Origin of the sequence: Acidocella facilis ATCC 35904 (assembly GCF_000687875.1) — a bacterium.
Classification (GTDB): domain Bacteria; phylum Pseudomonadota; class Alphaproteobacteria; order Acetobacterales; family Acetobacteraceae; genus Acidocella; species Acidocella facilis.
In genome coordinates this window covers 243,619-261,879 of record NZ_JHYG01000003.1, presented here as the reverse complement: position 1 = coordinate 261,879, position 18,261 = coordinate 243,619, and the positions used below count along the sequence as shown (strand labels likewise).

The following is an 18,261-nucleotide window of genomic DNA, read 5'->3' as shown; positions in this document are numbered from 1 at the left end:
CAGCATGGCGAAAGACGAGGATACACGGCCGGACCCGGAGGCACTGCTGGCGGCGGCGGCACGGGACGGTCGCGGGCGCCTGAAAATCTTCCTCGGCGCCGCCCCGGGTGTGGGCAAGACCTGGGAGATGCTGGACGCCGCCCAGGCCAAGGCGGCGCGCGGGCTGGATGTGGTCGCCGGGCTGATCGAAACCCATGGCCGCGCCGGGACCATCGGCAAGATCGGCACGCTGGAACAGCTGCCCCGGCGTGCCGTTCCCTATCGCGGCCAGAGCCTGGAGGAGTTCGATCTGGAGGCCGCCCTGGCCCGGCATCCGCAGCTGCTGCTGGTCGATGAGCTCGCCCACACCAACGCGCCGGGCCAACGCCATGCCAAACGCTGGCAGGATGTGCAGGCGCTGCTGGAGGCGGGCATCGATGTCTGGACCACGGTGAATGTCCAGCATCTGGAAAGCCTGAACGACCAGGTGGCACGCATCACCGGGGTGCGGGTGGCCGAGACCATCCCCGATACAATGCTGGACATGGCCGATGAGATCGAGCTGATCGACCTGCCCCCGGCGGAGCTGCGCGGGCGGCTGCAGGAGGGGCAGATCTACCGGCCGGAGGTGGCGGCGCGGGCGCTGAAGGATTTCTTCCGCGAAGGCAATCTCGGCGCGCTGCGGGAGATGACGCTGCGCCGCGCCGCGCAGCGGATCGACAAGGACGTCACCCGCTATATGCGCCTGCGCGCCATCCCCGGCCCCTGGCCGGTGGCCGAGCGGGTGCTGGCGCTGGTGGCAGCCGATGGCGCCGCCGGCAATGTGGTGCGTCACGCCGCCCGGCTGGCGGAGGCGCTGCACGCCCCCCTGACAATCTTTCATATCGAGCGCGGCAGCGACGATGCCAGGCTGCAGGCGGCACTGGATCTGGCGCTGCAGCTGGGCGGCCAGGTGGTGACCCAGAGCGCGACAGACATTGTCGGCGCGGTGCTGGATTATGCCGCCCGGCAGAACATCACCCATATCGTCATGGGCAGGCGCGTTGTCTCACGCTGGCGGCCGGGGCGGCGGCTGGCGGAGGCGCTGACCCGGCGCGCCAGCGCCTTCACCCTGCATTTCGTGCCCGTCCCCGCGGCGGCGCCAGCACCGCCGCGCAGCCCCCGCCGGCCGGATTGGGAACCCTACGCGGTCTCGGCGACGCTGCTGGGCCTCGTCACCCTCAGCGGGCTGGCAGCGCGCGCCTATGTGCCGCAGGAGGCGATGGGGCTGATCTTCACCGGCCTCATCGTCGCCATGGCCAGCCGCTCCGGGCGCAATGCCGGGCTGTTCACCGCCATTGCCGGCTTCCTGCTGTGGAATTTCTTCTTCCTGACGCCGCTCTACACGCTCTCGGTGGCGGACCCGCGGGATGTGGTGGCGCTGCTGGTATTCCTGCTGGTGGGGGTGCTCACCGGCCAGCTCGCCGGACGGGTGCGCCAGGAGGCCGGGGCGGCATCCGCGCGGGTGGAGGCGCTGCGGCGGATCTCGCTATTCGGCCAGCGCCTCTCCCGCGCCGCCACCTTGTCGGACGTGCTGGCCTGCAGCGCCGAGGAAGCGGCCAGCCTGACCCCGGCCGGCATTGTGCTGCTGGCCGATGCGCAGGGGCTGCGCGCCGAGGCCAGCCACCCGCCCGGCACGGCTTTGGACGAGGCGGCGCAGGCGGCGGCGCAATGGTGCGCCACCCATGGCATGGAAACCGGCGCCGGCACCTCCACCCTGCCCTCGGTGCCCTGGCGGTTTCTGCCGCTCACCAACAGCCAGGGCTGCATCGGCGTGCTCGGCGCCCGGCCCCAGGCCCCGCCCAGCGCGCCGCTGGCCCAGGCGCTGGCCGCCCTGGCCGGGCAAAGCGCGCTGGCGATCGAGCGCGCCCGGCTCTCGCTCACCACCGCCCGCGCCGAGGCCCAGCAGGACAGCCAGAAGCTGCGCAACGCTTTGCTCTCCTCGCTGAGCCATGATCTGCGCACGCCGCTCACCTCCATCCGCGGCGCCGCCGAGACGCTGTCCCAGGCCGGGCCGGCGCTGGATGAGGCCACCCGCGCCGATCTGCTCGCCAGCATCATCCAGGACAGCGCGCTTATGACCAAATTCCTCGCCAACATCATGGATATGGCGCGGGTGGAGGCGGGCGGGCTGACCGTGCGCCGGGAGCGGGTGAAGCTGGAGGAGATCGTCGAGGCCGCCATCGCGCGGGTGGCCGGGGCGGTCTATACACGCGTCAATATCGCGCCCGATGCTGTCTTCGCCCAGGCCGACGCCGGGCTGCTGGAACAGGTGATGGTCAATCTGCTCGACAATGCCGTGAAATACGCCCCGCCGGACAGCCACATCACCGTCAGCGCGGTGCGCGACGGCGCGCTGGTGCGGCTTGCGGTTGCCGATGCCGGGGTCGGCATCGCGCCCGGCGAGCTGGATTCGGTGTTCGACAGCTTCTTTCGCGCCAGCCGGGGCGACAGGGTGGCGCCGGGCACCGGGCTGGGGCTGGCCATCGCCAAGGCCTTCACCGAGGCGATGGGCGGCAGCATCCGCGCCCAGAGCCCGCGCACGGATCTGCCGGCCGACGGGCTGCCGGGCACGATCATCGCGCTGGAGCTGCCGGCGGCATGATCTCTGGACGCATTCTGGTGGTGGATGACGAGCCGCAGATCCATCGCTTCCTCGCCCCGGCGCTGAGCGCCGCCGGCTTCACCCCGCTGCGCGCCGAACGCGGCGAGGAGGCGCTTCGCCTGGTGGCCGGCAACGCCCCGGACCTGGTGCTGCTGGATCTCGGCCTGCCGGACATGGATGGCCAGGAGGTGTTGCGCCGGCTGCGGGATTTCTCCGCCGTACCGGTGATCATCCTCTCCGCGCGCGAGCGCGAGGCGGAAAAGATCGCCGCCCTCGATGCCGGGGCGGATGATTATGTGGAAAAACCCTTCGCCCTGGGCGAGCTGCTGGCGCGCATCCGCACCGCCTTGCGCCGCCAGGGCCAGCCCGCCGCCGCCCCGGTGCTGGAGCTGGCCGGGCTGCGGCTGGACGCGGACAAGGCCTGGCTGGATGGCGCGGCGCTGGCGCTGACCAAGCGCGAGCAGGCGCTGCTGCTGCTGCTGGCCCGCAATGCCGGGCGGGTACTCACCCACCGGCAGATCCTCACCGCCCTCTGGGGCCCGGCCCATACCGAGGATGTCGCCTATCTGCGCGTCTATATCGGCCAGCTGCGGCGCAAGCTGGGCGAGGACTTCGCCGCCCGGCTGAAAACCGAGCCGGGCGTGGGCTATCGGCTGGAAGGGTAAGCCCAGCCTACTGTTCGGTATCGCCGCCGCCAGAGGGCGAGGCCGCGCCGCCATCATCCTGATATTGAAACGTGGCGCTGTCATAATCATCGGCGCTGATGACGATCTTCTGCCCCTGCTCGGCCTGATAGACCTCGAAGCCGATCGTATTGCCCTGATCGTCGCTATAGGTGCTGCCATCCGGGCGGGTATAGGAGAAGCTGTACACCGCCCCGCAATTCGCCGCCCCCGCGACGGGATCGTAGGATTCCAGGAAGAATTTGCTCAGGGTCAGCTTCATCGACCCGCCGATCTTGCTGGCCTGCGCGTCTGTCATGCCATCGGGCAAGGACTGGGTGAGCGTGGCCAGCGCCAGTTGGAAGGCGGCCAGCTGTGCCGCGCTCTTGTTCGGCGCTGACCAGCATTCCCCGGCATCGCCCCGGCCCAGACCCGCCTGTTTGTCGGCGGAATGGCACCCGGCCAGAGCCAGCAAGGCGAATGCCGCAATCAATCTCTTCATAACGACCCTGAAAATATCCTGCGCGGCGTTCCAAAGCCGCCAGCGTCTGGCGTGACGCTCTCGGTTCGGTCGGACGCGCTTGTTGTTGTGTGTCTCCCGACACGGGCGCGTCAGGATAAACCCTATTGCTCTACAGCAATATCCGATCAAACGGAATCGCTTGAACGGATAAAGTTGCGGGCTCGAACAAAAAGCGAGGGCCTGGTCCACGCGCCAGCGTCAAGATAAACACAGGGAAGCGCTCGCCGATACCAAAGTCGGAGCCTCGGGCTAAAAGCTTGCGGCTCTAACCGCGCGGCAACGCAAAATCACGCCGCCCCCGGAAGCGGCTTCACAAAGAATTCACCATGTTCCGCAACAAAACGGCCGGGGGCTGAAATTTCACCGGAACGACCCGAAAATCGCTTTAAATTCAGCACACAACCAAATTTAGTCTCTTTTTAAAAACAACCCACATCATACGGTACGGACGTTACACGTCAAAATCGCACCGGCGGCGGCCCGAGGGCCATGTGGCCCCGTGTGGCAATATTACTGCATTGACAATAAAGGATTAAACAACCGTTAATGTGACCATCGAAAACAAAGTTGCGTCCGCAACAAGGCAGAGGCTGGCGATATGACGACAACGGTGGATGTGACGCTCAGCTCGACATTGATCGATGAACTGACCAACAACAACACCGCCTCGTCGGTCTATGTCGTTTATTACGACAATGGCGGCCCGACCAGCGGCACCTGGACCACGCTGTTGACCGATGGCACCGTGGTCGGCGGCACGGCCGCCAGCATCTCCAGCACGCTCAGCGGCGAAAGCGTGCCGGTTACCCTGCCCGGCAGCTTCGCCAGCGGCAAGATGTATATTCTGGTGCAGAGCGAGGCCAATGGCGCCAACGGCCCCTCGCTCTCCAGCCTCATCACCCAGCAGAGCGACATCAACGCGCAAACCGCCGCCGCCAATCATTTCGGCTATGATTCGGTCGAGCTGAACCTCACCGGCACCGCCACCGATGCCGGCAACCTCACCTCCGTGGTCCAGTACGGGCTCAGCCTGGGGATGGGGGTGAGCTACACGAGCGGCGCCAGCGCCTCGGTCGGCTACGACATCACCGGCACCGCGCTGGAAACGCTGCTCGCCCATGCCGGCGCCACCTTGAGCACCTACAGCACCGGGCCACTGGCCGGCTCCCTCGCCAGCGCCATCCCGCCCAGCAACACGCTGGACTGGGCCGGCTATGTCACCGCCGTCAGCTCGATTGCCAGCGACATCGAGATTTCCGGCTTCTTCAATGGCGGCGCGGATGCCGGCGGAACCTACCATAATGCCGGTTATTTCGATTACGCGGTGAGCGCCGGCACCAGCAGCGGCAGCCTGGTCTTCACCCTCACCCCGCAGGCCGACAGCCAGATCCAGGGCACCATCTATATCGACGCCGGCAATCTGGAAAACAGCATCTACGCCACCGACGGCACCGCCACCATCGTCTCCAACGGCAGTGTCTTCACCACCATGAACACCGGCGCCAATAATGAATGGGGCACAGTGCTGCGGCAATTCCTGGTCGGCTTCGATGCCGGCTATTACGGCACCAGCGGCGTTCCGGTGAACGGCCAACTCGGCGGCAGCATCGATCTGAACAAGAGCGCCAACTGGGACCCCACCTACGGCTTCGGGCGCAGCCTCAGCAGCGCCATCATCGCCGGCCACACCTATAACGGCTACGCCGCCGCCTTCGCCAGCTATTCGAATTCCTACGGCTTCAACTATGCCGACGCTGAGACCGCCGCCTACACCACGGGCGGGCCGCTGCTCGCCCTCGCCGAGCCCGGCACCAGCATCGATGTCTCCACCATCGACCTCACCGTCTTCGGCGCCACCGATACCCCGACCGGCTACACCGCCCCCACCATCGCCAATATCGTCTCCGCCAGCACCTACACGCCGGTCACCGGTACCAGCGGCAATAATATCGTGCTGGATTTCGCCACCGGCAACGGCACCAATGCCGGCGTGGTGCTGGCCGACAACGCCACCATCGAGCTGCGGCTGCTGACCTCCGATGCCAACAACGTGCCGACCTTCGGCGACACCATCACGCTGAGCGGTTCGCTGTGGCAGCAATGGGATATCTCGCAAAGCAACGGCACTTACAGCGCCAGCGCCAATACCAGCGCGACCATGGCAACGGGCAATCTGATGCTCGACAACCTGCCGATGAACAGCGCCGGCGGCACCGAATGGTATCAGGTGGTCGAGACCAACGGCACCGAGAGCAAGACCTTCAACCTCTATCTCACCGCCGAGACCAGCGCCGTCACCAATGCCAGCAGCATCACTTACGGCACGGATACGATCAACGACGCGACGCTGACCGCCGGCACCCTGGATAACGGCAATTTCGCCAGCGGCAGCATCGTCGCCAGCATCGTCAATGCCCAGCTCGCCGAGAGCAACGGCACCTGGGCGCTGCAGGCCGGCACGCTGGTCACCGGGCTGGGCAGCGACATCACCATCCAGGACGGCACCATCACCGCCGGCACGCTCGACGGCAACCTCGTCACCTACGTCATCAACGGCACGACTTACACCAATGCCGGGCTGCACGATGCCGGCGTGAGCGGCACGGCGCTGAATAACGACGTGTTCGCCTTTGGCACCATCGCCGGCGGCAGCGTGACCGCCGGCAGCGTCTCCGGCTATGTCGTCACCGGCGGCACCTCGCTGAATGGCGGCCAGCTGATTGAAGGCGCGACGCTGACCAACGCCACCCTCACCGCCGAGCAGGTGACCGGCGGCAGCATCACCGCCCCGCTGACCATCGCCTCCGGCACGGTGAACGGCGCGCTGGTCACGGGCGGCACCGTGACCACCCCGCCCGCCATCCTCAACCCGGATTATAGCGGCCAACAAGCCTCCGCCGGGGTGGATGGGCTGGGCGTGGTTTCCGGCACGAGCGGCACCAGCGTGCCGCAATATGTCAACAGCCTGACCTATAACCTCGCCGGCAGCGACGGCACCGCCAGCGACCCCAATCTGGTGCAGGAAAACACCGCCGGCACCGTCATCGCCGGGCTCTCTCTCGACGCCGCGCCGGTGGTGGGCACCTTCTCCGGCACGAGTTTCGAAGCCTTGGCCGGGCAGACTCTCTCCGGCGATACGCTGACGGTGAGTGCCGGCAGCGTGACCACCGTCGGCAGCGCCGCGCTCAACACCATCACCACCGCCGAAACCCTGCTCTCCTTCGGCTGGGCCGGCGATGACAACGCCTCCGGCACCTGGACCAGCGGCACCGTGACCGGCAGCAATAGCAGCCTCTGGGCCTCTACCTACACCAACAAGGTGAATGGCGAGGATGCGGTGGTGATCCGCCTGACCGACACCGCCAACAACATCACCCAGACCATCATCACCACCGCCGATGCGGATGGCGCCTGGGCCAGCACCGCGACCCTGGTGAATCAGGGCACCTACGACGTGACGATGCAGGATTACCAGAATCTCGGCAGCGCCGGCACGCCGGTCACGCTGGGATCGGCGCTGACCGCGCAAAGCTACAAGCTGGTGCTGGTGGAAACCGGCACGCCCTGCTTCTGCCCGGGCACGCGCATCCGCACGCCGGCCGGCGAAACCCCGGTGGAGGCGCTGTCCATCGGCGATCTGGTGCAGACCCGCGAGCACGGGCCGCAGCCGATCAAATGGATCGGCAAGCGCGCTTATGCCAACCCGTTCCTTGCCGCCAACCGCGGCGTCTGGCCGGTACGCATCGAGGCCGGCGCGCTGGGCGAAGGGCTGCCCGCCCGGCCGCTGATCGTCTCGCCCGAGCATGCGATGCTGCTGGAGGGGCATCTGGTGCCGGCCAAGCATCTGGTGAATGGCCGCAACGTCACCCTCATCGAGGCACCGGCGCGGGTCGAATATCTGCATATCGAGCTGGAGCGCCACGAAATCCTGTTCGCGGAGGACGCCCCCACCGAGAGCTTCATGGATTGCGCCAGCCGCAACATGTTCCACAATGCCGATGAGTTCGCCGCCCTCTATCCGGACGATACTCGCCCGCAATGGAAATTCTGCGCGCCGGTGCTGGAAGGCGGCCGCCGGCTGGCGGCGCTGCAACGGCGCATCCTGGCGCGTGCCCAGCGGCGCGGCAACGCGCAAGGCGCGGTGCAAGGGGTTCTGGACGAAGCGACGCGGCATCTGGTGCGCGGCTGGGCCTGGATGAAGGATCAGCCGCAGGAAAGCCTGGAGCTGGAGATTTTCAACCACGAGACCAGGATCGGCAGCGTGCTCGCCAACCAGTTCCGCGCGGATCTGGCGGAGGCCGGCATCGGCAATGGCTGGCATGGCTTCAGCTTCACCCTGCCGCGCCCGCTGCCCGCCGGGCAGGCGCATCTGATCAGCGTGCGCGCCGCCGGCTGCGGCACATTGCTGAGCGGCGCCCCGGCGCCGATCGCCCCGCGCACCACGCTGGACGCGGCGGCCCTGGCCAGCCTGCGCGATGCGCTGGACGAGGCGCGCGGCTGCAGCGGCGAGGGCGATGCGCTGCTGGCGCTGCTGCTGGACGAGGTCGAGCAGCTGAAGGGCCAGCAGGCCGCGCAGCGCCACGATTCCGGGCCGATGCGCCGCCAGCGCGGCAGCCAGGCCGCCCTGCCGGCAAAGCGGGCGCTGGTGATCGACGATGCCTGGCCGCGGCCGGACCGCAATGCCGGGGCCCAGGCCATCCTCTCCCATATGCGCGCCTTGCAGGCGCTGGGCTGGCACGTCTCCTTCCTGCCGCGCACCGGCGCCGCGCCGGATGGCGCCGCCCAGGCGCTGCTGGCTGCGCAGGGCATCGCCTGCCTCGCTGCCCCCGCCATCGCCTCGGTGGAGGAAGCGCTCTGCCGCCAGGCCGGGATGTTCGAGCTGGTCTATCTGCACCGGGTCAGCGTCGCTGCGCCCTATATGAGCCTGATCCGGCATTACCAGCCGCGCGCGAGAGTGATGTTCAGCGTCGCCGACCTGCATCATCTGCGCCTGGGCCGCCAGGGCGAGATCCAGGAGCGCCCGGAGCTGACCCGCGCCGCCCAGCGCCAGCAGGCGCAGGAATTCGCGGTGATGCTGCAGGCCGATGCCGTGCTCACCCACTCCCCGGCCGAGGCGGCGCTGCTGCGCCAGGCCGGGCTGGAGGCGCAGAAGCTGCATCTGGTGCCTTGGGCGATCAAGCCGGTGAAGCCCGCCATGCGCACCGACCGCGAGGGGCTGCTGCTGGTCGGCAATTTCGCGCATGAGCCCAATCTCGACGGGCTGCTCTGGTTCGCCCAGGCGGTGCTGCCCGCCCTGGCCGGGCAGCGCCTCACCGTGGTCGGCGCCGGGCTGCCGCATGGCGTGGCGCAGATGCTGCGCACGCAAGGGGTGGAGCTGGCCGGCGCGGTGGAAGATCTCGCCCCCTATTACGCCCGCGCCCGCCTGGCGTTGGCGCCGCTGCGCTTCGGGGCGGGGATCAAGGGCAAGGTGCTGGAAGCCTGGGCGCATGGCCTGCCCTGCGTGATGACGCCGATCGCCGCCGAGGGGCTGGAGCTGCCCCCCGCTTTGCGCGCCGCCGTGGCGCCGGATGCGGCCGGGCTCATCGCCGCGATCGGGACGCTGAGCCAGGATGCGGGTGCGTCGAAGGCGCATGTCGCGGCCGGGCGGGCGCTGCTGCGGGCGGGCTTTACCGCCAAGGCGGTGGAGAGCGCCCTGGCCAAGGCGATCGCGCCGATGACGTCTTCCGTGGTGACGATCAACCGGGGGTGAACCCCCGGAACCTTTTGAACCTTAGAGGCCGGCGGGCGCGGGGCCGCCGGTGGCCCAGTCCAGCAGCTCGACGATATGGGCGACCGGCAGCCCTGAATGCTGGCCGATCTGCACCGCGCAGCCGATATTGCCGGTCGCCACCACATCCGGCCGCAGCGCCTCCAGCGTCTGCGCCTTGCGCGCGCCCAGCTGCCCGGCGATCTCCGGCTGGAAAATATTATACGTCCCCGCCGAGCCGCAGCAGAGATGCGAATCCGCCGGCAGCTTCACCGTAAACCCCGCCGCGCGCAGCAGATTTTGCGGCCCGGTGGTCAGCTTCTGGCCATGCTGGATCGAGCAGGGCGGATGATAGGCGACGATCCGCGCCGGGATCTCCACCCGCGCCGGCAGCCCCGCCGCCTCGATCACCTCCGAGACATCCTTGGCCAGCGCCGAAACCCGCGCCGCCTTCTCCGCGTAAAGCGGATCGTCACGCAGCATATAGCCGTAATCCTTGATCGTGGTGCCGCAGCCCGAGGCGGTGATGATAATCGCCTCCAGCCCGGCCTCGATCTCCCGGCTCCAGGCCTCAACATTGCGCCTGGCCGCCGCCAGCGCCTCGGCCTCGCGCCCCATATGGTGGGTGAGCGCGCCGCAGCAGGCCTCGCCCGGGGCGAAACTCACCTGATAACCGCAGCGCTCCAGCAGCCGCATCGTGGCGGCGCGGATTTCCGGGCGCAGCACCGGCTCTGCACAGCCTTGCATCAGCACGACCCGCCCGCGCGCCCCGGCGGGGCTGGCGGGTAGCCGCGCCTGCGGGGGCAGCCTGGCCGGTGCCAGTTGCAGCATCGAAGCCGCCGGGCGCAGCGGGCGGATGCCCTGCAGCAATCCCGCCAGCGGCCGCGCCAGCCCGGCCAGACGCAACGCCGCCCGAAAACGCTTCGGGTAAGGCAGCACCGAAGCCACCACCGCCCGCAACACGCGCTCCGCCAAAGGCCGGCGATAATGCGTCTCGATATAGGCGCGGGCATGGTCCACCAGATGCATGTAATTCACCCCCGAGGGGCAGGTGGTCATGCAGGCGAGGCAGGAGAGGCAGCGATCCACATGCTTGACCACCTCCGGCCCCGGCACGCGCTCATTCTCCAGCATGTCCTTGATCAGATAGATCCGCCCGCGCGGGCTATCCAGCTCATTGCCGCCGAGCACATAGGTCGGGCAGGTGGCGGTGCAGAAGCCGCAATGCACGCATTTGCGGATGATCGCCTCGGAAGCGGCGATGTCCTTGTCGGCGAGCTGGGCGGGGGAGAAATCAGTCTGCATCGGCCTCGTCCAGAAAGCGGTTGGTCTCGAAAATCCCCATCGGATCAAAGCCGCGCCGCACCCGCCGCGAGAGCGCCTCCACCCCCAGCGCCTGGGGATGCAGCGCCGGAATGCGCGCACGTATTTCCGCCGGGGCACGCATGAGCGTGGCATGGCCGCCCGCCGCGTCCGCCGCTTCACGGATGAGCGCCTCACGCCCCTCCAGCGCCAGCCAGATCAGCCCGCCCGCCCAATCCGCCAGATACGCTCCACCCGCCGCCAGCAGCGGCGCGATGGCCCCCAGCGCGGCGCGTGGCGGCAGGCTGAGCCGCCATAGCGGTGCCTCGGTCGTCAGCCCCGCCCCGCCTTGCACACGCGCCCAGAGCGGCGCCGCATCGTCCAGCGCCTCAGGCGGCCCATAGGCCGCCAGCGCCGCGCCCAGATAGTCCCGCCGCGCCGCGATCGAGGGGCCGACGCCATCCAGCCGCAACATCGTCGCCTCGCCGGGCAGATGCGCCGCCGCCGCCACATCGCACGGCGCCCGCAAGGCCGCGCGCATCAGCGCGAAGGCCGGCTCATCCGCCAGCCCGCGCCAGCACAAAGTCACGCGCTCCGGCGCCCGGGGCAGCACTTTCAGCGTCACCTCCGTCAGCGCCGCCAGCCGCCCCCAGGAGCCGCAGAGCAGCTTCGGCAGATCATAGCCGGTAACATTCTTCACCACTTTCGCCCCGGCCCGGAATATCTCCCCCCGGCCGGACACCGCCTCGAACCCGAGCAGATGATCCCTGGCCCCGCCGGCGGAGACCCGGCGCGCGCCCGCCACCCCGGCCGCCAGCACCCCGCCAATCGTGGACCCGGCCGCGCCATAAGGCTCAAACGCCAGCCCCTGCCCGCGTTCAGCCACCGCCGCCTCGATCTCGGCCAGAGGCGTGCCGGCGCGGGCGGTGAGCACCAGCTCCGCCGGATCATATTCCAGAATGCCCGAGAGCCCGGCCAGGCAGAGCGTCGGGATCTCGCGCGGCGCGCCGATCTGCGCCCGCGTGCCGCCGCCGACAATCTCCAGCTTTTCACCGTCCGCCAGCGCCTGGCCGATGATCTCGCAAACCTCTTTGGTATTTTGCGGAGTCATGCTCAAAACCTTGGCAGTTCGGGAAACGGCAAGGCCCCGCGATGCACATGCATCCGCCCCAGCTCCGCACAGCGATGCAGGCTCGGGAACACTTTCCCCGGATTGAGCAGCAGCTCGGGATCGAACGCGCATTTCAGCCGCTGCTGCTGGCGCAGATCGTCCTCGGAGAACATCGCCGGCATCAGATCGCGCTTCTCCACCCCCACCCCATGCTCGCCGGTGAGCACCCCGCCCACCTCGACGCACAGCCTGAGAATATCGGCGCCAAATTCCTCCGCCCGCTCCAGCTCGCCGGGCTTGTTGGCATCGTACAGGATCAAAGGATGCAGATTGCCGTCCCCGGCATGGAACACATTCGCCACCCCCAGCCCATATTGTTCGGAGAGCGCGTTCATCCGCTGCAGCACCACCGGCAGCTTGGCGCGCGGGATGGTGCCATCCATGCAGTAATAATCCGGCGAAATCCGCCCCACCGCCGGAAACGCCGCCTTGCGCCCGGCCCAGAAGGCCAGCCGCTCCGCCTCATCGCGGGAGATGCGGATCATCCCCGCCTGGTTGGCCCGCGCAATCGCCTCGACCTCCTGGATCAGATGGCTGCATTCCGCCTCCGGCCCATCCAGCTCGACAATCAGCAGCGCCTCCACATCCAGCGGATAACCGACCTGCACGAAGGCCTCGGCGGCATGGATGGCGGGCTTGTCCATCATCTCCATCCCGGCCGGAATGATCCCCGCGGCGATGGTGTCCGCCACGCATTGCCCGGCGGATTCCACGCTGGGAAAACCGATCAGCAGCGCCTTCGCGGTCTCCGGCTTCGGCAAAATCCGCACCGTCACCTCCGTCACCACCCCCAGCAGCCCCTCGGAGCCGACGATGATGCCGAGCAGATCCAGCCCCGGCGCCTCCAGCGCCTTGCCGCCGAAGCGCAAAATCTCGCCCTCCATCGTCACAAGCTGCACGCCCAACACGTTATTGGTGGTGAGACCGTATTTCAGGCAATGCACCCCGCCGGAATTCTCCGCGACATTGCCGCCGATGGAACAGGCGATCTGGCTGGACGGATCCGGCGCATAATAAAACCCCTCGCCCTCCACCGCCTTGGTGATGGCAAGGTTGGTAACGCCCGGCTGCACCACCGCCAGACGATCCTCATAGTCAATTTCAAGGATTTTCTTGAACCGCCCCATGCCGAGCAGCACCGCGTCCGCCAGCGGCAGCGCCCCGCCGGAGAGCGAGGTGCCGGAGCCGCGCGGCACCACCTTGATATTCTGCCCTTTGCAGTAGCGCAGCACCGCCGCCACCTGCTCCACCGTCTCCGGCAGCACCACCACCATCGGCGGCTGCCGGTAGGCGGTGAGGCCGTCCGATTCATAAGGCCGCAGCTCATGCGGCGCGTCGATCACCCCTTCCCCGGGGACGATCTGGCGCAGCGCCTTGATAATCTCGTCGCGCCGGGCCAGCACACGCTGGTCCGGCAGAGGCATTTGCAGGGACATCCTCGAACTCTCTTGCTGTCTTTATCGCGGCTCCAGCCTATTTCACGCCGGATCCGCCCCTCAGGGCAAGAGCAATTGGTCAGGCCGCATGGCTGACGCCGGCCAGGCTTTCCATCCTGGCCTTGTCGGCTTTCAGCGTCGCCGCATCGCCGGAATAAACCATCTCGCCATCGGCCAGCACATAGGCGCGGTCCGCCAGCTGCAAGGCCAGCATGGCGTTCTGCTCGACCAGCAGCACCGACATGCCCTCCTTCTTCATCCGCGCGATGGTGCGCATCACCTCCTGCACGATCACCGGCGCCAGACCCTGGCTCGGCTCGTCCAAAATCAGCAGCTTCGGGTTCAGCAGCAGCGCGCGGGCAATCGCCAGCATCTCCTGCTCACCGCCGGAAAGCCGCCCGCCCTTGCTGGCGCGGCGCTCATAAAGCCGGGGAAACAGCTCATACACCGTCTCGATATTCCACGGCCCGCTGATCTCCGGCGGCACCTGCAGATTTTCATGCACGCTCATATGGCCGAAAATCTTGCGCCCCTCCGGCACATAGCCGACGCCGGAGACCGCGATCTTATGCGGCGAGGCGCGGGTGAGGTCACGCCCGAACAGTTTCACACTGCCGGCTTTCGGCGGCGTGAGGCTCATCACGCTGCGCATGGTGGTGGTTTTGCCAGCGCCATTGCGGCCCAGCAGCGCCACCAGCTCGCCCTCCTCCACCTTCAGCGATACGCCGTGCAGAATATGGCTCTTGCCGTAATAGGTGTGCACACCATCGATTTCCAGAACCGCGCTCATGCCGCATTCTCCTCCAGCGCATTGCCGAGATAGGCCGATTGCACGCGGGGATTTTCGGAAATCTCCCTGGCCGTGCCCTCCGCCAGCATGGTGCCGTTATCCAGCACGGTAATCCGGTCCGCGATGCCGAACACGATCGCCATGTCATGCTCGACGAACAGGATGGTGATGCCTTGCTCCTTGTTCAGCCGGCGGATCAGATCGGTCATGTGGTTGGTTTCCTCATCACCCATCCCCGCCGTCGGCTCATCCAGCAGCAACAGCTTCGGATGCCGCGACAGCGCGATGCCAACCTCGACGACGCGCTGATCCCCATGCGACATCTCGCCGACGATCCGGTCCATCTTCGGGCCGATCCGGGTGATCGCCGCCAGCTCCTCCACCTTCGCCTCGACCTGGTTGCGAACATTGCGCGAGATCCAGGGCCGCAGCTGCAACCCCATCGCCGTCTCCACCGCCACGCGCAGATTTTCATAGACGCTGAGCGAGAGAAACACCTGGGTGATCTGGAAGGTGCGGATGATGCCCCGGCGCACCAGCGCATTCGGCGAGACCGCAAGGATCGGCTGGCCATCGAACTGGATGCTGCCTTCGCTGGGCGGAAAATAGCCGGAAATCAGGTTGAACAAGGTCGTCTTGCCCGCCCCGTTCGGCCCGATGATGGCGCGCAGCTCGCCTTTCTCAACCGACAGCGAAATCCCCTTCAGCGCCTGCACCGCGCCGAAGCGGCGGCCGACGCCATCCAATGTCAGGAAGCTCATGACCGCGCCCTCCCCTTGATGAAGCCCAGCAGACCTTGCGGGAAGAACAACACCGCCAGCACGAAGATGAGGCCGATGAAGCTCATCCAGTTCTGCGTCACGCTGGAGAGATAATCCTGCGCCACGATGAAGATGATCGCCCCCAGGAACGGCCCCCAATAAGAGCGCATGCCGCCAAGCACGCAGATGACCACGAAGGAGCCGGAAAGCTGCCAGCCGAGATTATCCGGCGAGGCAAAGCCGGTGAGCAGCGCATTCAGCGCCCCCGCGAGCGCGGTGATGAAGGTGGAAATCGCGAACGCCACCCAGATCTGCTTATCCACCGCAACGCCTAGAAAGCGGAGCCTGGTGGTGTTCTCGCGCACCGCCACGAAGCTATGGCCGAGCGGCGAACGCAGGATCTGCCAGAGCACCAGCATCACCACCGCGAACAAGGCCAGCACCAGATAATAAAACCGCACCGGCCCCATGTGGATCGCATGCCCGCCCAGATGCAGCGGCACGCGCGAGAAGCCGGTCAGCCCATCCTCACCGCCGGTCAGCGCATTCCAGCGCACCGCGATGAAATAGAACATCTGCCCGAAGGCAATGGTGATCATCGCGAAATAGATGCCCTTGCGCTTCATCGCCATCGGCCCGACCAGAATGCCGGCGATGCCGCCCAGCACCGTGCCCGCCAGGATCGCCAGCGGCAGCGAGGGCGCGATATAGATCAGGCACAGCCCCGCCCCGTAGGCGCCCAGCCCGAAATAGGCGGCATGGCCAAAGGAAAGCCCGCCGGTATAGCCGAGCACGAGGTTCAGCCCGGAGGCGGCGATGGCGTAGATCAGCGCGCGGGTGGCGAGATCCGTATAGCCACCCAGAGCCGGCAGCCAGAGCGGCACCAGCAGCAGCAGCACCCAGATGCCGGCCGCCACCAGCATGCGCGCGGAGCCTTGCGCCGCTGCCGGTTTGGTTTCGATGGAGGCGCTCATTCAAACAATCCTTCCTGACCGAGCAGGCCACGCGGCCTGAGGACCAGCACAACAGCCATGATCACATAGATCACCACCTCCTGCGCGACGGGGAAAAACGCCGCGGTGATGCCCGAGGCGATGCCGATGATCAGCCCGCCCAGCACGGAGCCGATCAAGCTGCCGACACCGCCGACGATGATCGCCACGAAAGACGGCATGATCAGCGAGGAGCCGATCGAGGGCGAAAGCCCGAGCTGCCCGGCGGCGAGAATCCCCGCCAGCCCGGCAAGGAAAATGCCGATGCCGAAATTCGCCGCGCGCAGGAAGAAGATATTCACCCCCATCGCCGAGATCGTCTCCAGATCCGCATTGCCGGCGCGGATGCGGATGCCGATGCGCGTATAACGCAGCACCGCGAACAGCGCGCCGGTGACCAGAATGGTGATCGCGATCAACACCAGCCGATAGCCGGTGAGGAAAAACAGCGAGGCGGACAGCGGGGTGTTCAGATAATTGGGTAGCGCGAAGGGCTGCCCGACCGAGCCCCAGATGGTGCGGATCAGATCCTCCATGATCATCGCCAGCCCGAAGGTGAGCAGCAGCGAGAACAAAGGATCGCGCCCATAAAGCGGACGGATCAAAATCCGTTCGACCAGCAGGCCGAGCACCACCGCCCCGAACGGCGCCAGGATGAGACTCCCCCAGAACCCGACATAAGGCTCGATGGTGAAAGCCAGATAGCCGCCCAGCGCCATGAAGGTGCCGTGCGCGAAATTGATGACGCCGTTCAAGCCCAGGATCAGCGACAGCCCCAGCGCCATCAGCGCGTAGAAGATGCCGACGATCAGCCCGTTGAACGCGCTGTACATAATCAGTGATTCCACGGTGTTTCGCCCTTAAAGCGCCACGCGGCGCAGCTTTTCATTGCAACCGTGCATAACGGAAAAGGGAGCCGGCATTCCCACGCCGGCTCCCTTGCGGTCACGCCAAAGCTCAGCTCGGATAGACGAGCTTGCAGCCTGCCTCGGCCGGGGATTTCGCGATCGTCCCGCTCGGCACGGTCTGCGCCACGTTGAACAGATTGGGATAGGTGGCGCCGTTGGGCACGTTGCCGGGGAACATGTTGGCGATCATCTGATGATCCTCCGCCCGGTAATAGCACTTGCCCGGCTGCAGCGCGACTTCCGGCGGCAGCACCAGCCCTTCCAGCGCCCGCACAACCTTCAGCGCATCCAGCGACTTCGCCTGGTTCGCCGCCAACGCGATGGCATGCGCCGAGGCATAGCCGAACCAGGTGCGCGCGGTCGGCACCTTGCCGTTATATTTCGCTTTATGCGCGGCAACGAACTCTTCCAGATGCGGCACGCCGGGCTGGTTCCAGTACCACTCGAACGTCCACCAGCCGAGCCGCGCCGCCGGCGGCAGCGCTTCCAGCACTTCCAGCTCCTGCTGCGCGCCGGCAATGGTCATCTGCGTGTTCATACCGAACTGCACAGCCTGCTTCAGCACATTCACCAGATCATCGCCCGCCTGCAGGCAGATCAGCACGTCCGGCTTCGCGGCCCGCGCCTGGATCAGGTAGGAGGAGAAATCCGTGGTGCCCAAAGGTGCCAGCGCGTTGCCTAGCGACACACCGCCGGCCTTGGTCAGCTGCGCGACATAATCATCATGCAGCGAATGGCCGAAAGCATAGTCCGGCGTGATGAAAAACCATTTCTTGCCGAATTTCTGATAGAGCAGATCGAAGTCCGCGGCGGTTTCCAGCCAGGTGGTGGAACAGGTGCGGAAAGTATTCCAGGTGCAGTTCTTGCCAGTGATCGGATCGGCATGGCCGCCAGTGTCGATGTAAAGCAGGTTATGCTGGCTGGAGAATTGCGCCAGCGAGGCGGAAACAGCAGAGTTCACCGACCCCATCAGGAAATCCACCTTATCCTGACTGACCATTTTCTGCGCCTTGCTGACGGCCGGGCCGGGCAGGCCTTGCGAATCTTCCACCAGCAGCTGCACCGGGCGGCCGAGAATGCCACCCTTCTTGTTGATCTCATCCACGGCCATGGTTGCGCCGCGAATCTGATTCTCGCCCAGGGCGGCATAGGTGCCAGTGCGCGGATCGATATTGCCGATCTTCACCGGCGATTCACTCTGGGCCCAGCTGACTTCAGGAAGAATCAGGCTTGAGGCGGAGGCGGCAGCGCCAGCCTTCAGCAAGCCACGACGATTCAAAGAGGCGGTATTTTTGAAGACCATCTTGTTATTTCCTCATTTATTTCGGTTAGCCGCGAAATTTTTGT

12 protein-coding genes are annotated in these 18,261 nt (G+C 66.7%); 3 read left to right on the top strand and 9 right to left on the bottom strand.

Features of this window, described 5'->3' with window-relative positions:
* Positions 1-4: 4 nt before the first annotated feature.
* Positions 5-2,623: a sensor histidine kinase gene (locus T331_RS0105870; protein ID WP_026439363.1), complete on the top strand. Its 2,619-nt coding sequence runs from the start codon at positions 5-7 to the stop codon at positions 2,621-2,623.
* Positions 2,620-3,288, top strand: coding sequence for a response regulator transcription factor (locus T331_RS0105865; RefSeq protein ID WP_026439362.1), 669 nt, complete (start codon positions 2,620-2,622; stop codon positions 3,286-3,288). Before T331_RS0105870 ends, T331_RS0105865 begins: the two co-directional genes overlap by 4 nt.
* Positions 3,289-3,295: 7 nt before the next feature.
* Here T331_RS0105865 and T331_RS0105860 read toward each other — a convergent pair whose 3' ends face one another.
* Positions 3,296-3,787, bottom strand: coding sequence for a hypothetical protein (locus T331_RS0105860; protein ID WP_026439361.1), 492 nt, complete (start codon positions 3,785-3,787; stop codon positions 3,296-3,298).
* 619 nt (positions 3,788-4,406) lie between these two features.
* On the opposite strand from T331_RS0105860, the gene T331_RS19075 reads away from it, so the two are divergent.
* On the top strand, positions 4,407-9,557 hold the full coding sequence (locus T331_RS19075) for a Hint domain-containing protein (RefSeq protein WP_051622196.1): 5,151 nt from the start codon (positions 4,407-4,409) through the stop codon (positions 9,555-9,557).
* A gap of 21 nt (positions 9,558-9,578) precedes the next feature.
* Here T331_RS19075 and glcF read toward each other — a convergent pair whose 3' ends face one another.
* From glcF to T331_RS0105815, 8 genes are all read right to left on the bottom strand, one after another.
* Entirely contained in the window at positions 9,579-10,859 is a 1,281-nt protein-coding gene (gene glcF / locus T331_RS0105850; RefSeq protein WP_026439360.1) for a glycolate oxidase subunit GlcF, read from the bottom strand.
* On the bottom strand, positions 10,849-11,967 hold the full coding sequence (gene glcE / locus T331_RS0105845; RefSeq protein ID WP_026439359.1) for a glycolate oxidase subunit GlcE: 1,119 nt from the start codon (positions 11,965-11,967) through the stop codon (positions 10,849-10,851). Before glcE ends, glcF begins: the two co-directional genes overlap by 11 nt.
* 2 nt (positions 11,968-11,969) lie before the next feature.
* The gene (locus T331_RS0105840; RefSeq protein ID WP_026439358.1) at positions 11,970-13,463 is read right to left on the bottom strand and encodes an FAD-linked oxidase C-terminal domain-containing protein; all 1,494 of its coding nucleotides are present in this window, start codon (positions 13,461-13,463) and stop codon (positions 11,970-11,972) included.
* A gap of 79 nt (positions 13,464-13,542) precedes the next feature.
* Complete coding sequence (locus T331_RS0105835; RefSeq protein ID WP_026439357.1) at positions 13,543-14,253, bottom strand: ABC transporter ATP-binding protein; 711 nt, start codon at positions 14,251-14,253, stop codon at positions 13,543-13,545.
* Positions 14,250-15,014: an ABC transporter ATP-binding protein gene (locus T331_RS0105830; protein WP_026439356.1), complete on the bottom strand. Its 765-nt coding sequence runs from the start codon at positions 15,012-15,014 to the stop codon at positions 14,250-14,252. Before T331_RS0105830 ends, T331_RS0105835 begins: the two co-directional genes overlap by 4 nt.
* Entirely contained in the window at positions 15,011-15,988 is a 978-nt protein-coding gene (locus T331_RS0105825) for a branched-chain amino acid ABC transporter permease (RefSeq protein WP_008494225.1), read from the bottom strand. Before T331_RS0105825 ends, T331_RS0105830 begins: the two co-directional genes overlap by 4 nt.
* Positions 15,985-16,854, bottom strand: coding sequence for a branched-chain amino acid ABC transporter permease (locus T331_RS0105820; RefSeq protein WP_026439355.1), 870 nt, complete (start codon positions 16,852-16,854; stop codon positions 15,985-15,987). The genes T331_RS0105825 and T331_RS0105820 overlap by 4 nt, the downstream gene beginning before the upstream one ends.
* A 109-nt stretch (positions 16,855-16,963) precedes the next feature.
* Entirely contained in the window at positions 16,964-18,217 is a 1,254-nt protein-coding gene (locus tag T331_RS0105815) for an ABC transporter substrate-binding protein (RefSeq protein ID WP_026439354.1), read from the bottom strand.
* Positions 18,218-18,261: the final 44 nt, after the last annotated feature.

What these genes read in the sequence shown, in the direction of transcription:
- T331_RS0105870 (WP_026439363.1), top strand. Translation starts at nt 5, where the DNA reads ATGGCGAAAGACGAGGATACACGGCCGGACCCGGAGGCACTGCTGGCG.
- T331_RS0105865 (WP_026439362.1), top strand. Translation starts at nt 2,620, where the DNA reads ATGATCTCTGGACGCATTCTGGTGGTGGATGACGAGCCGCAGATCCAT.
- T331_RS0105860 (WP_026439361.1), bottom strand. Translation starts at nt 3,787, where the DNA reads ATGAAGAGATTGATTGCGGCATTCGCCTTGCTGGCTCTGGCCGGGTGC.
- T331_RS19075 (WP_051622196.1), top strand. Translation starts at nt 4,407, where the DNA reads ATGACGACAACGGTGGATGTGACGCTCAGCTCGACATTGATCGATGAA.
- glcF (WP_026439360.1), bottom strand. Translation starts at nt 10,859, where the DNA reads ATGCAGACTGATTTCTCCCCCGCCCAGCTCGCCGACAAGGACATCGCC.
- glcE (WP_026439359.1), bottom strand. Translation starts at nt 11,967, where the DNA reads ATGACTCCGCAAAATACCAAAGAGGTTTGCGAGATCATCGGCCAGGCG.
- T331_RS0105840 (WP_026439358.1), bottom strand. Translation starts at nt 13,463, where the DNA reads ATGTCCCTGCAAATGCCTCTGCCGGACCAGCGTGTGCTGGCCCGGCGC.
- T331_RS0105835 (WP_026439357.1), bottom strand. Translation starts at nt 14,253, where the DNA reads ATGAGCGCGGTTCTGGAAATCGATGGTGTGCACACCTATTACGGCAAG.
- T331_RS0105830 (WP_026439356.1), bottom strand. Translation starts at nt 15,014, where the DNA reads ATGAGCTTCCTGACATTGGATGGCGTCGGCCGCCGCTTCGGCGCGGTG.
- T331_RS0105825 (WP_008494225.1), bottom strand. Translation starts at nt 15,988, where the DNA reads ATGAGCGCCTCCATCGAAACCAAACCGGCAGCGGCGCAAGGCTCCGCG.
- T331_RS0105815 (WP_026439354.1), bottom strand. Translation starts at nt 18,217, where the DNA reads ATGGTCTTCAAAAATACCGCCTCTTTGAATCGTCGTGGCTTGCTGAAG.